The 12,565-nt window shown below is 43.3% G+C and carries 11 protein-coding genes; 2 read left to right on the top strand and 9 right to left on the bottom strand.

Annotated features, from left to right (window positions below):
- Positions 1-88 precede the first annotated feature (88 nt).
- From ACLFKQ_RS30565 to ACLFKQ_RS30525, 9 genes are all read right to left on the bottom strand, one after another.
- Complete coding sequence (locus ACLFKQ_RS30565; RefSeq protein WP_449003345.1) at positions 89-310, bottom strand: hypothetical protein; 222 nt, start codon at positions 308-310, stop codon at positions 89-91.
- A 753-nt stretch (positions 311-1,063) separates the two neighbouring features.
- Complete coding sequence (locus tag ACLFKQ_RS30560) at positions 1,064-1,399, bottom strand: ribulose bisphosphate carboxylase small subunit (RefSeq protein WP_449003365.1); 336 nt, start codon at positions 1,397-1,399, stop codon at positions 1,064-1,066.
- A gap of 24 nt (positions 1,400-1,423) precedes the next feature.
- Entirely contained in the window at positions 1,424-1,837 is a 414-nt protein-coding gene (locus tag ACLFKQ_RS30555) for a chaperonin family protein RbcX (RefSeq protein ID WP_449003364.1), read from the bottom strand.
- A gap of 105 nt (positions 1,838-1,942) precedes the next feature.
- On the bottom strand, positions 1,943-3,358 hold the full coding sequence (locus tag ACLFKQ_RS30550; RefSeq protein WP_449003363.1) for a form I ribulose bisphosphate carboxylase large subunit: 1,416 nt from the start codon (positions 3,356-3,358) through the stop codon (positions 1,943-1,945).
- Positions 3,359-4,093: 735 nt separating this feature from the next.
- Positions 4,094-4,759: a hypothetical protein gene (locus ACLFKQ_RS30545; RefSeq protein WP_449003362.1), complete on the bottom strand. Its 666-nt coding sequence runs from the start codon at positions 4,757-4,759 to the stop codon at positions 4,094-4,096.
- 133 nt (positions 4,760-4,892) lie between these two features.
- Positions 4,893-6,941, bottom strand: a complete 2,049-nt coding sequence (locus ACLFKQ_RS30540) for a ribulose bisphosphate carboxylase small subunit (protein WP_449003361.1) — start codon at positions 6,939-6,941, stop codon at positions 4,893-4,895.
- Positions 6,942-7,016: 75 nt separating this feature from the next.
- Positions 7,017-7,328 (bottom strand): EutN/CcmL family microcompartment protein, encoded by a 312-nt coding sequence (locus ACLFKQ_RS30535; protein ID WP_449003360.1) that lies wholly within the window; start codon positions 7,326-7,328, stop codon positions 7,017-7,019.
- Positions 7,329-7,347: 19 nt separating this feature from the next.
- The gene (locus ACLFKQ_RS30530; protein ID WP_449003359.1) at positions 7,348-7,686 is read right to left on the bottom strand and encodes a carbon dioxide-concentrating mechanism protein CcmK; all 339 of its coding nucleotides are present in this window, start codon (positions 7,684-7,686) and stop codon (positions 7,348-7,350) included.
- Positions 7,687-7,914: 228 nt separating this feature from the next.
- Positions 7,915-8,226 carry a carbon dioxide-concentrating mechanism protein CcmK gene (locus tag ACLFKQ_RS30525; RefSeq protein ID WP_449003358.1) on the bottom strand — a complete coding sequence of 104 codons (312 nt, stop codon included), beginning with the start codon at positions 8,224-8,226 and terminating at the stop codon, positions 7,915-7,917.
- An 888-nt stretch (positions 8,227-9,114) separates the two neighbouring features.
- On the opposite strand from ACLFKQ_RS30525, the gene ACLFKQ_RS30520 reads away from it, so the two are divergent.
- On the top strand, positions 9,115-11,010 hold the full coding sequence (locus ACLFKQ_RS30520; protein ID WP_449003357.1) for an NAD(P)H-quinone oxidoreductase subunit F: 1,896 nt from the start codon (positions 9,115-9,117) through the stop codon (positions 11,008-11,010).
- Between the two features lie 64 nt (positions 11,011-11,074).
- Positions 11,075-12,532 carry an NADH-quinone oxidoreductase subunit M gene (locus ACLFKQ_RS30515; protein ID WP_449003356.1) on the top strand — a complete coding sequence of 486 codons (1,458 nt, stop codon included), beginning with the start codon at positions 11,075-11,077 and terminating at the stop codon, positions 12,530-12,532.
- Positions 12,533-12,565 lie beyond the last annotated feature (33 nt).

Raw genomic sequence — 12,565 nt, 5'->3', positions numbered from 1 at the left:
GAGTAAACAAAGCTTGCCTAATTCGGGTAAAGATGAAATTAAAGTCGTAGCTACTTTAATTGCTCTGACTTGAGGGCGTATAGCATTTCTAGAAGTGCGCCAAAATTTTCGCATCAATAGCATCGGTTTTGGCTAACTGCCCTGTGGCTTCCAAGACGATTAACTCTGGTTTGATTTCTATAAGTATCTTGACTAACTCACTAATTCCAGAATCATCATTAGTTACTTGAAATAACTTTCCTATCGGGCAGATGTAGACATCGAGATATTTCTGACAGACATCGATTCCCACCCACTGTTGTTGTTCCATTGTTCTTATTAAAAATTTTTAGCTTTTTCCTCTGGGTTCTGACTCTTCCTTGCAGAATGCGGGGTCTAATTCCCCTAGTGATTGTTTGAGTTGATTAAACTGAGAGGAGAGTAGCGACCCTAGCTAAATCACGGTTTTAATTAACCAAGGGAAGGACGGTCTACTACTTTTTCTAAAGTATCAGGATTTGAGATCCTAAATTCAAGATACAAGGGTAAGGGTTAAAGGAATAATAAAACAACCTTTTACCGTTTCCCTTTCCCCCTTAACCTTTTTCTTAAATAGCTAATGTGCGATTCGTGCAAGAGGTCTAATAACGAATACTTAAAAAAAATCCCAGCCTCAAAAATTATTTAAACCGCGTCCATATAGAGAACTGGAGTTTTAACCAGATCCCTTTTTCCTTTGCCCCTTGACCTTTAACCTAAAAATAGAAAAATAAAAACTACGGGTTTCAAAGTAGACGCGGTTTAGCTGAAGAATATCCAGAAATTTATCAAGATGCGATCGCTACTATGGAACGAGAGTTTGATATTCCTGTGGATAACTTCGTTCCTTTGGCAACAATTATGACTGAAGATTATTTTGGTTAGAGTGAGCGATGGCTTTAATCTTGAACCGCTCGAATAATAACAAAAGAGGCAGCATGAAGAGTTATTACTCACGCTACCTCCCGGTAATTTTTTTGTAGACATAAAAACGAAGTTACTTCGCGCTGATGTCTCCCCAATTATTCAATTTACTTTAATCAATTTAGTAGCGGCTAGCGTTAGGCTTATAAACAATAAAGCTAACAGTTTGGCACTGTTTGATGTTATCGAAACCTACAACGCGGATGTAGCAATCAGAATATTCAGAGCGGCATTCGCGGACTTCAGTGAGTACGTCTTGAGCGTTGCGCGCATCGAATAAGGGCAGTTTCCACAAAGTCCAGTGATGCAGACTGGGTTGGGGATCTTTTTCAAATTCCACTGCAGGAATAAATCCTTGCTCTAACATATAGTCAATTTGCTTGATAATTTGCTGGTCGGTTAGAGGTGGTAAAAAAGAAAGGGTTTCGTAACGACGCTCTTTAGGTAATGTTTTCATGTTTCTTATTCGGTATAGCTAGATTTAATCGGGAGATTCTTTCGGCTCTATCTGTGTTTCCGAGTTGTCCTCGGTAGCTGTAGGTGTTTCAGCTTCGGTTTGAGTAAGACGTTCCAAAAGATGACGGCGATGTAACAGATTTGCCTGGGTAATTCCCGTAGCCACCATCTCTGGCAAAAACTCTAAAGTTTGTTCGGCAATACTTTCACGAACGGTCATAATCCTGATGGCGAACTCTTTACCTCTTGGTTGGGACATGATTTCTTCTAAATAAGCTTCTCCATCTTGAAGTTTGCCTCCAGAAGAAAATTGCCTCAACCAAATAGCCGCACTAGGATTAGTTTCGTTTAGCTGCTCGATTATTACTTTGACTGCTTGGTAAGTCAGGTAACTCTGCAAAACTTTCGCCGTCTCTTTGGCAATGTCTTTTGGTTGCATTTGGTTTTGTTTTTGGTAGTCTAGGATTTTTCGATTCGAGCTAAATTGCTTCTATCTTCTATCCCAGACCTACCAGTTTGCTGTTTGCTAATAACAATTAACAATCTAGAGAGTATCTACTGCCTCGTACTCAAACTTGATTTCTTTCCAGATTTCGCAAGCAGCAGCTAATTCTGGAGACCAGCGACAAGCTTCGCGGATGACATCGTTACCTTCACGGGCTAGGGAACGTCCTTCATTACGAGCTTGAATACAAGCTTCTAATGCTACGCGGTTAGCAGTCGCACCGGGAGCATTACCCCAGGGGTGTCCGAGAGTACCACCACCAAACTGTAAGCAAGCATCATCGCCGAAGATATCTACTAGAGCTGGCATATGCCAAACGTGAATACCGCCAGAAGCCACAGGCATGGTACCGGGCATCGAAGCCCAGTCTTGAGTAAAGAAGTTACCGCGAGAACGGTCTTCTTCTACGTAGTCTTCGCGCATTTGATCGACGAAACCGAGAGTAATGTCGCGTTCTCCTTCTAACTTACCGACAACGGTACCAGAGTGAAGGTGGTCGCCACCAGACATCCGCAAGCATTTAGCTAAAACACGGAAGTGAATGCCATGAATCTTCTGACGGTCGATTACAGCGTGCATGGCGCGGTGAATATGAAGCAATACGCCATTAGCACGACACCATCTTGCTAGGGTGGTATTCGCAGTAAAACCACCGGTTAAGTAATCGTGCATGATAATGGGAGTGCCGAGTTCTTTGGCAAATTCAGCCCGCTCCATCATTTGCTCGCAGGTAGGAGCAGTTACGTTGAGGTAATGACCTTTAATTTCGTTGGTTTCGGCTTGAGATTTTTCGATCGCTTCTTGGACGAATAAAAAGCGATCGCGCCAGCGCATGAAGGGCTGAGAGTTGATGTTTTCGTCGTCTTTGGTGAAGTCCAAACCACCGCGCAGACATTCGTAAACCGCACGTCCATAGTTTTTCGCCGATAAGCCTAGTTTGGGTTTAATGGTACAGCCCAATAGAGGACGACCGTATTTGTTCAGTTTGTCTCTTTCTACGGTGATTCCGTGAGGAGGACCTTGGAAAGTTTTGAGATAGGCTACTGGAATTCGTAAATCTTCTAAGCGTAAAGCCCGTAAAGCTTTAAATCCAAATACGTTGCCGACAATAGATGTCAGCATATTGGTTACCGAGCCTTCTTCGAACAAGTCGAGTGGATAGGCGACAAAGCAAAAATATTGGTTATCTTCTCCTGGAACGGGTTCTACATCATAGCAACGACCTTTATAGCGATCGAGGTCGGTTAAGCCATCAGTCCAAACTGTGGTCCAAGTACCAGTAGAAGATTCTGCCGCTACTGCCGCACCAGCTTCTTCGGGAGGAACACCTGGTTGAGGAGTCATGCGGAAGCAAGCTAGTAAGTCGGTATCCTTGGGGGTATAGTCTGGGGTGTAATAAGTCAGGCGATAATCCTTTACACCTGCCTCAAAACCTGAAGATGTTTTGGTTGCCATGTAGGTCATTCCTCCATAAATAGAACGCTTAATTTTTATTAGAGGTCAGAGCAAGCTCCGTCGTCTTAGGATGGAGTAATCTCTAACCCAATTTATTTGGGGAGTTTGGTTATGCTTTTTTGGCAACATAGCAATCCCCGTTTCGGTTTCAAGAATCAATTTCTAAGCTGACCCTCAAACTGTAAAAAGATCGATAGAATTAATATCTTAATTTGCCAAAATTCTTGGCAGTATATAATCTTCTTGACTATTCTTTTTTCAGTTTCTCATGTTAACACGATAGCACGATCGCTAATGCTTTTAACAGCAATGTTAACTCCAGTGCGATTGCCTTTTTTTCTGAGAGATATTAATTAAACTAATCATAATCAATTGCTGGAAAATAGTAAGTTAAGAAATGTTGCTTTCAATTGCTTTAAGTGAAATTTACTCCTCTAGTAAAACGCGATCGCTAACAAGTAATAAGTATATGTACTCGTTCAGGATCGCAATTAATTCAGCCCAAATTGCTTAGCTAGGGCATCAAATTGATTTTAAATAAAAATAGTTATGAGCTTTAGCTTCCAGAGTGAATAGTTGGGAGTTGTCTTCAAGTTTCAAAAACTAAAAGTTGGCATATTTTAACGATAAGAGTATGTTTGCTAGGAATTATTTCTTCATGCTCTCGCTCGCTAGCTACTTGTTAGTTAATGACGAAATAATATCAAAATATTACATTGACGAGCGTAGTATTTTTTAGGAGCGACTACCGTTAGAGCGATCGGTGTGCGAATCAGAATCTCGACTTTTTTTGTAGGGAAATAAAGTCATCATCAAGCGATCTATATAAACCTTACCTACTACAGTATCAGTTTTTGATGGAGTTTCCCCCTCCCTACTGACTGCATCTAAATCTGGCTGAGAAGGCTGAGAACCATTTTGCTCATTTTGAAGCTTCTGGGCTTTTTTGGTAAATTTTGGCTTTTGTCCATTGTTTGCCGAAACATTAGTTTCAACGTTGTTTGGGGAAGGTTCTGTTTTGACTTCGCGATCGAATTCCTTCGGTTCTGGCTGACGGGAGGTATCGCCAATTAACGAACCTGGAGAAACTACTGCCATCGCCGTCACGGAAGCTTGAAAAATAGTCGTCGCCGTACCTACACAGGCATTATTGCCGATTTTACTTGCCCCTATAACTAAAACTCCAGAGCCTAAAGCCGCACCGCGCTCGATCTCAATTACACCGCGATCGACACTGAGAATTACGCCCATCCCCAAACAAACATCTGCTCCAATAACAATCCGACTTTGAGGAGCTGCTTGTAAAATTACTCCTGGAGCAATAGATGCGCTGGGGTGAATTTCGACATCACCACTAATGCAAATCTCAGAGTTAGCAGGTTGCGGCGGAAATAAATACATTCTTTTTGGCAACAGTATACAAGCACGAAAGCAGTTTTCGAGTGGAGAGACGCTCGATAGATAGAGAACGCCTCTACCGTTTCTCGGTCATTTAGGGGTATGCAACCTCAATAGAATCTAAGGACAATAGAATCTAAGGACGTTGAATAATTGTTTCCGATACTCGACGTTTATTTTGAGTATCGATTCCAAACATACGGACGTATTCTCCCGAATGTTCGTTCAAACAAGCTTCTAAAGCAGCGACCACATCCATTTCGTACTTACTGTCAATGGGCGAACAAGTTTGCCAAGATTTAGTTTTAAAGCGACGCTTGTTGGCGTGCTCGGTACCAATTTTATATCCTGCTGCCAAAAGAGAACGTACTTCTCGGAGAGATTCTTGACTGAGCTTGGGATTACTAAAAGCGTCGTAGATTGGCGGCTTGCCATTATTGCCGTTGCCGTTACTGCTGGTAAAATCAGCGACAAAATATCCCTGATTTTGACTTTGAGTTTTGCCATTGCTTTTAGCTGCGGGATTATCTTCTGGTCTTTGGATAATGGTCTGAGCGACTCGCCGTCTAGCTTGAGGGTCGATGCCCAACATCCGCACGTATTCTCCAGCGTGTTCTGCCAAACAAGCTTCCAATGCTGAAATCACCTCAGCAGGATTGCGACTTTCTATAGGAGAACAAGTTTTCCAAGACTTAGTTTTAAAGCGGCGTTTATCGGCGTGTTCGCTGCCAATTTGGTATCCTGCAGCTAATAAGGAACGAATTTGCTGCACGGTTTCAGAATCGAGACTGCTACTACTACTGCTATAGCCATTACCGTTACTGTAACTACTAGAGCGACCAGAACTTCTAGAAGATTGCACCGGTGCTTTTCCTGGATGCTGAACGATAATTTGAGCCATTCTGCGCTTGGCATTGGGATCGACACCAATAACCCGGATATATTCTTCGGGATATTCGGTCATAGCTCGTTCGATCGCACCCATAACTTTGCTCTTGCTACCTTCTACTTGCCCCACGGTTAGCCAAGATTTGGTTTTAAAACGGCGTTTGCTGGCGCGTTCGATACCAATAGCACAACCTTGGGCGAGTAGGGAACTAATTTGACTAGCTACGTCAGAAGCTAAGTTACCGCTGTCGTTACTACTATAGCTATGACTGCGATTTCTACCACCACCACTACGAATTTTACCGTTGGTGCGATCGATTACGGTTTTGGCAGTTCCTTTTCCTGGGGTGTCTTCAGGTCGCTGTACGATAACTTCTGCCACTCGCCGTTTGGCACCAGGATCGACTCCAATCAGCTTGACGTATTCCCCCTGATGTTCGTTGAGTAACGCTTCTAATTGGCTGATAATGCGATCTTCTCGTCCTTCAATTTGACCTCCAGTAAGCCAGGACTTGGTTTTGTAGCGACGCTGGTTGGCGTGTTCGGTACTGATAGTACACCCCTGCGCCAAGAGCGATCGCACTTGGGTTCTAATCTCCGAATTTAAACTCATTTTTCCTACTGAATTTATATAGGCATTTTCATTACTTACTTTTGCTGCCAAACGCTCTCCTGTGTTTACTCGTTTGGCATTAATACAGCTTCGATCTTCAGCACAACGATAGCCCGCTAGCAGAGCTTCATTAACTTCTACCACGTGATTGGCAAAGTTGCGATCGCTGTCTATAACATCGGGCAAGCGATCTGCCTGTTGCTGATTGACAATTATCGCTCCTGACGGTACATACTTTCCTGGAGGAATTTCTACATCCTGAATTAGAGAGTGCATCATAACGATACAGCCCGAGCCAATTTTGGCATTGAACACGGTGGAGCGAAAACCAATAAAGCACTCATTGCCCACGTATACCGGTCCGTGAATTAGTGCCATGTGTGTGATACAAGTATCTTTACCAATCCATACGGAATAGTCATTACCATCGTCACCTTTGACCCGTCCTTTTTCTAGACCGTGAATGACGACTCCATCCTGAATATTAGTGCTTTCACCAATAAAAAATGGCGTTCCCTCATCCGCTCTAATCGAACTGCCTGGAGCGATAAACACATTGGCACCTACTCGAACATCACCAATTAATCTGGAAAACGAATGTACGTAGGCAGTTTTATTTACTTGTGGCTCCGCTAGGTCGCTCGACCAAGGAGTCGGGGGAGCCGCTTTAGTACGGACTACCATGTCAACCCTCCTAAAAATTTACTAAGTCAGTGGCGTGGGGTGCGTGCTTCGAATACCGCCAAGGGCGAGAGCGCGCTATGAAAAACGCTCGATTTCTCTTTTGCTGTATAGGGAACGATTATTATCTACGTTGATCGTATCGATAATCCCTACTACTAAAGCATCTAGCGGTTGAGATTGGCGACGACCTTCCGTACGAGCGGCACTGCCACGGCTAATTAGCACCCATTCACTCACCCCAGCACCGACAATATCGCCAGCAACTTCGTATTGAGGCAACAGTCGCCCCTCTTCATCGATGTACTGTACTAGAAGTAGTTTGACTCCTGTCATGCTAGGGTCTTTTTGCGTGCTAACTACCGTACCGCGAACTTTAGCAATTTGCATCCGATTTTAAGTGGCTAGTCTACGATCTTCTTAAAGGACGAGGATTTACACTCTCGCGAAATTGTTCTACTGCTTCGGTATAGCGAATTGGTAAAACATACTCGAGGTTTTCGTGAGGACGGGCAATAATATGATCGGATAAGACCTTGCCGCCGTTTACTCTTTTAACGTTATCAATACCAGCCGATACCGAAGCCTGTACCTCAGAGACATCACCTCGTACGATGACGGTAACTCGTCCGGTACCAATTTTTTCGTAACCTACTAGGGTTACGCGAGCGGCTTTGACCATAGCATCTGCCGCTTCAACTACTGCAGGGAAACCTAAGGTTTCAATCATTCCTACTGCAATGGACATACTTTAAATTGCTCCTATAAATTGAATTGTTTAGGGATTCGAGCGCCAAATTTTTGGCTGTTACTAGTTATTTCTTGAATCAATAAGTCATACCGAAGCTCGCGTGCCTTTTTACTCGAATTTAGAGCCGGCGACCGCCTCAAGGTCGCCTTTTTAAGCACGAGAGCAAACACCAACAGACCTGTTAGTAGAGCTCAGGAGGCATTTGCGCTTGCCCCTTTACTCTGGCTAGTAGGTTCTAAATTGCTCGACTTCTTCGGTGTAGCGAATTGGCAAGACGTACTCTAGGTTTTCATGGGGACGAGCGATAATATGAGTGGAAAGAACTTCTCCTCCATTAACTCGGTTAGCAGATTCTATCCCAGCCGATACTGAGGCCTGGACTTCCGAAACATCACCCCGTACGATCACGGTAACCCGTCCGGTGCCAATTTTTTCGTAACCTACTAGGGTTACGCGAGCGGCTTTGACCATCGCATCTGCCGCTTCAACTACTGCGGGAAAACCCAGGGTTTCAATCATTCCTACTGCAATAGGCATTGTTTATTTTTTCCTCTTCAAACCGACTATAAATATAAAAATGGGTAAATGGGTTATTGTAAAGACGCTACTGCCCTTTATCAATAGACTTAAGACTAATTGTTAGGCTCGATCGATTTAGTTTCAGTTGCAATCGACTGGATTTTTATGTCGTTACAGAAATGAATAAATTATTTTTTCTCTCCCGATCTCCTTAGGAATTAACCGACCTAAAAATTTACGGGGGTAGCTAATTTACATTCCCACAATCTAAGCATAAATAACCTTGTTCCCTTTGACAATATAAATCATGATTATAATTTTTAATTTGTTAGTTAATAAGAATTAATGCCTAATTGATAATTGCCGAAATTTTGACAGAGAGATTCTGGGCGAGTGAGCGGGAAGTGACCGGGATAGGATCTTGTTTATAATTTATTTATTATGACAGGTAGTCAGGTAGAATTATAGAATCGAAGAGTAAATCTTCTCCGCTCTTCTTAAGTCACTCTAGCTCATCGGTGGCGATCCTGGAGCATAAACCTGGGATTTGAGCCAAAAATAAGTTTAAATAACTACCATTTATAGAGCAAATAGATAATTAGCTTCAAAATAATTACTTAAAGTAAAAATTCAACTAGGGATTAAAAAGCCATAGCTAGGCGCTCTTACACCGAACCATCATTGACTAGATTAAATTGCGATCGCCACAAATAATTTTCATCGCATCTATTTGAGAGCAGAAGTAGTATCGATTCACGAGAGACCTGATAAGATAAACCCTTAGGTAAAGACAACAGATCCTAGTTAGGAAAGCCGAGAGCCGACCATTGGCAAACCAACTATTCTCAACAGATAAATATAAAAAAAATTAACCTTGTAAGTTCTTAGTATAGTTGAAAGATTTTGATGAGTGATTTTTTATTACAAACTACATGGACGTTACCCATATACACCCTGTTAGGAGCAGTTTTAACCTTGCCCTGGTCGCTGGGTATTATTCGGAAAACGGGACCGCGACCTGCAGCTTACTTTAATATTCTGGTAACATTTTTAGCTTTCATTCATAGCTCACTTGTATTTAACCTGGTTTGGACGAGACAAACCCAACAGCTAGTCTTTCACTGGTTACAGGTGGCAGATTTAGATTTAACCCTAGCTATCGAACTATCGCCAGTTAGTTTGGGAGCATTAGAAATCGTTACCGGTATTAGTTTGCTAGCGCAAGTATATGCCTTGGGATATATGGAAAAAGACTGGTCACTAGCAAGGTTTTTTGGTTTGATGGGTTTTTTTGAAGCAGCTTTGGCGGGTATTGCTCTGAGCGACTCTTTGCTGCTGAGTTATGGCTTGCTCGAGATGTTGACTCTATCTACCTATTTATTGGTGGGCTTTTGGTACGCTCAACCTCTGGTAGTTACTGCCGCCAGAGATGCTTTTCTAACTAAGCGAATCGGGGATATTATTTTGCTGATGGGCATTGTAGCACTTTCAGCCTACGGCGAAGGACTCAACTTTTCCGAACTAGAAAGCTGGGTCGAAACGGCTAACCTACCGGAACTGACAGCTACTTTACTGGGATTATCCTTAATTGCCGGTCCCACGGGTAAATGCGCTCAATTTCCTCTCAACCTGTGGCTGGATGAAGCGATGGAAGGACCCAATCCAGCGGGGATTATGCGTAATTCAATCGTAGTTTCCGCCGGCGCTTACGTCTTAATTAAGCTCCAGCCAGTTTTTGCTCTCTCACCCATTGCTTCTGACGCGCTGATTATTATCGGTACGGTGACGGCGATCGGTACGTCATTGATGGCGATCGCCCAAATTGATATCAAACGCGCCCTGTGTCATTCCACTAGTGCCTACTTGGGACTGATTTTCATTGCCGTAGGCTTGAAGCAGGTAGATATTGCCTTTTTACTGCTGTTTGCTCACGCGATCGCCAAAGCCCTATTATTTATGAGCGCGGGGTCGGTTATCGTCACCACCAGCAATCAAAACGTCACGGAAATGGGAGGTTTGTGGTCGCGAATGCCTGCTACGGCAGTCTCATTTATTGTCGGCAGTGCGGGTCTTTTAGCTCTCATGCCCATGGGGATGTTCTGGACTTTCCAACGTTGGTTTAATGGCTCCTGGGAAGTAAGCTGGTGGCTGTTTGCCATTGTCATTACAGTGAATGTACTTTCTGCAATCAGTCTCACTCGTTTGTTTCGCGTCATCTTTTTAGGAGAACCACAGGTTAAAACCCGCCGCGCTCCAGAAGTTCCCTGGCAGATGGCAGTACCGATGGTTGCTTTAATGGTAGTTACTTTACTGGCACCGTTGGCACCAATTAGGTGGTCTTTATGGTTGAGTCCCGCTACTCCCTTAGAATCAGTGTCGTCAGAGATCGTTTCCGTTGCCGTACCTGGATTAATTATCTCTGGAGTTATCGGCTGCATAATTGGATCTAGTATCGGATTGCGTCGTCCATGGAGACGCTCGACCAAAGTAGTGTTGAGGTTTTTCCAAGATTTGCTGGCCTACGACTTTTATTTTGAGAAAATCTATCAACTAACGGTAGTGGCAGCAGTTTCTAGTTTGGCTAAGTTAGCTTCTTGGGTCGATCGCTATGTAGTCGATGGGTTGGTCAATTTAGTTAGCCTGGCAACCGTATTTAGCAGTAATGCTCTCAAATACAACACCTCGGGACAATCACAATTTTATATGTTGACGATTTTAATCGGAGTCAGCGTATTACTCTGGTCGCTTTTAAATGGGCAATGGTCATTGGTAACTAACTATTGGTCTTCAGTAATTAGATGATAGTGTGCCCAGTAAAATAGTCGTCTCTAATTTAATTTACTAAAACTGAAAATAATTAAGTTCTATGCTTAGTGTCTTGATTCTTTTGCCCTTTCTAGGGGCAGCCATTATCGGCTTATTGCCAACCAAACTAGATAGCAAATCGACTCGCAAAATCGCCCTCGTAGTTGCCATCACTACTTTAGTCATCAATCTGGCGATCGCCTTACAGTTTGACTCTCAGTATGAAGGTTTTCAGTTTGCCGAAAACATTCCCTGGATCGAGTGGATTGGCTTAAACTATCACTTAGGAATTGACGGGCTTTCCTTGCCGCTAATCTTCCTAAACAGTCTGCTTACTTTAATTGCGATTGTCACTAGCAGCACGGCGATCGAACGACCCCGTCTTTACTATTCGATGTTATTACTATTAACTGGCGGGGCAGCAGGTGCCTTTTTAGCACGAGATTTACTGTTATTCTTTTTGTTTTACGAACTAGAAATCGTTCCTCTCTACATTTTGATTGCCATTTGGGGTGGTAGCAGAAGGGGTTACGCAGCGATGAAATTCCTGCTCTACACTGCTCTTTCGGGAATTTTAGTCTTAGCCTCATTTTTAGGACTAGTGTGGTTGAGTGGGGCAAATAGTTTTGACTATGAAATCTTGCGGGAGCAAAATCTAGCGCTCAACACTCAATTATTGCTTTTGGCACCTTTATTAATTGGTGTTTTCATCAAAATCCCCATTTTTCCCTTTCATACTTGGTTGCCAGATGCCCATGTCGAAGCATCGACTCCAATTTCCGTACTGTTAGCAGGAGTGCTGCTTAAATTGGGCACCTACGGCTTATTGAGATTTGCCGTCGGTCTATTTCTCGAAGGCTGGACTTATCTCGCTCCCTGGATGGCAATCTTAGCTGCTATCAGTGCTTTGTATGGTGCTTCTTGTGCGATCGCTCAAAAAGATATGAAGAAAGTAGTTGCCTATTCTTCAATCGCCCACATGGCATACATTTTATTGGCAGCCTCAGCCACAACACGCCTCAGTATGTCGGCGGCGATATTTCAGATGGTCAGTCATGGTTTGATTTCAGCACTGCTATTTCTATTAGTAGGAACGGTGTATAAAAAAACTGGCACACGCGATGTTGATGAACTGAGAGGTTTACTCAATCCAGAAAAAGGATTGCCCGTCACCGGCGGATTGATGATTTTGGGAGTAATGGCAAGTTCTGGTTTGCCGGGTATGGTCGGCTTTATTTCTGAGTTTTTAGTCTTTAGAGCCAGCTTTCCCATTTTTCCCGTACCTACCCTGCTGTGTCTAGTGGGTACTGGTTTGACGGCAGTTTACTTTTTGCTGGTAATCAATCGAGTTTTCTTTGGCAGATTAGAAGAGAGTTTGGCGCAACTGCCCCCTGTAAAATGGGTAGAACACGCTCCTGCTTTTGTCCTACTGGCTCTAATTTTTACTTTTGGTATTCAACCCAGTTGGGTAGTGCGCTGGAGCGAACTACAGGCAGTAGCTTTATTGACAGGTAGTTAAGGTCAACAGACAGGAACCAGAAGGATTGAGTAC

The organism is Myxosarcina sp. GI1(2024) (assembly GCF_053543375.1).
Note: the sequence above shows the minus strand (reverse complement) of the source record. Positions and strands in the feature narration are given on the sequence as shown.

Coding starts and splice junctions, on each gene's coding strand:
- ACLFKQ_RS30525 (WP_449003358.1), bottom strand. CDS start 8,226: ATGCCTATTGCAGTAGGAATGATTGAAACCCTGGGTTTTCCCGCAGTA.
- ACLFKQ_RS30535 (WP_449003360.1), bottom strand. CDS start 7,328: ATGCAAATTGCTAAAGTTCGCGGTACGGTAGTTAGCACGCAAAAAGAC.
- ACLFKQ_RS30530 (WP_449003359.1), bottom strand. CDS start 7,686: ATGTCCATTGCAGTAGGAATGATTGAAACCTTAGGTTTCCCTGCAGTA.
- ACLFKQ_RS30560 (WP_449003365.1), bottom strand. CDS start 1,399: ATGAAAACATTACCTAAAGAGCGTCGTTACGAAACCCTTTCTTTTTTA.
- ACLFKQ_RS30520 (WP_449003357.1), top strand. CDS start 9,115: ATGAGTGATTTTTTATTACAAACTACATGGACGTTACCCATATACACC.
- ACLFKQ_RS30540 (WP_449003361.1), bottom strand. CDS start 6,941: ATGGTAGTCCGTACTAAAGCGGCTCCCCCGACTCCTTGGTCGAGCGAC.
- ACLFKQ_RS30565 (WP_449003345.1), bottom strand. CDS start 310: ATGGAACAACAACAGTGGGTGGGAATCGATGTCTGTCAGAAATATCTC.
- ACLFKQ_RS30515 (WP_449003356.1), top strand. CDS start 11,075: ATGCTTAGTGTCTTGATTCTTTTGCCCTTTCTAGGGGCAGCCATTATC.
- ACLFKQ_RS30555 (WP_449003364.1), bottom strand. CDS start 1,837: ATGCAACCAAAAGACATTGCCAAAGAGACGGCGAAAGTTTTGCAGAGT.
- ACLFKQ_RS30550 (WP_449003363.1), bottom strand. CDS start 3,358: ATGGCAACCAAAACATCTTCAGGTTTTGAGGCAGGTGTAAAGGATTAT.
- ACLFKQ_RS30545 (WP_449003362.1), bottom strand. CDS start 4,759: ATGTATTTATTTCCGCCGCAACCTGCTAACTCTGAGATTTGCATTAGT.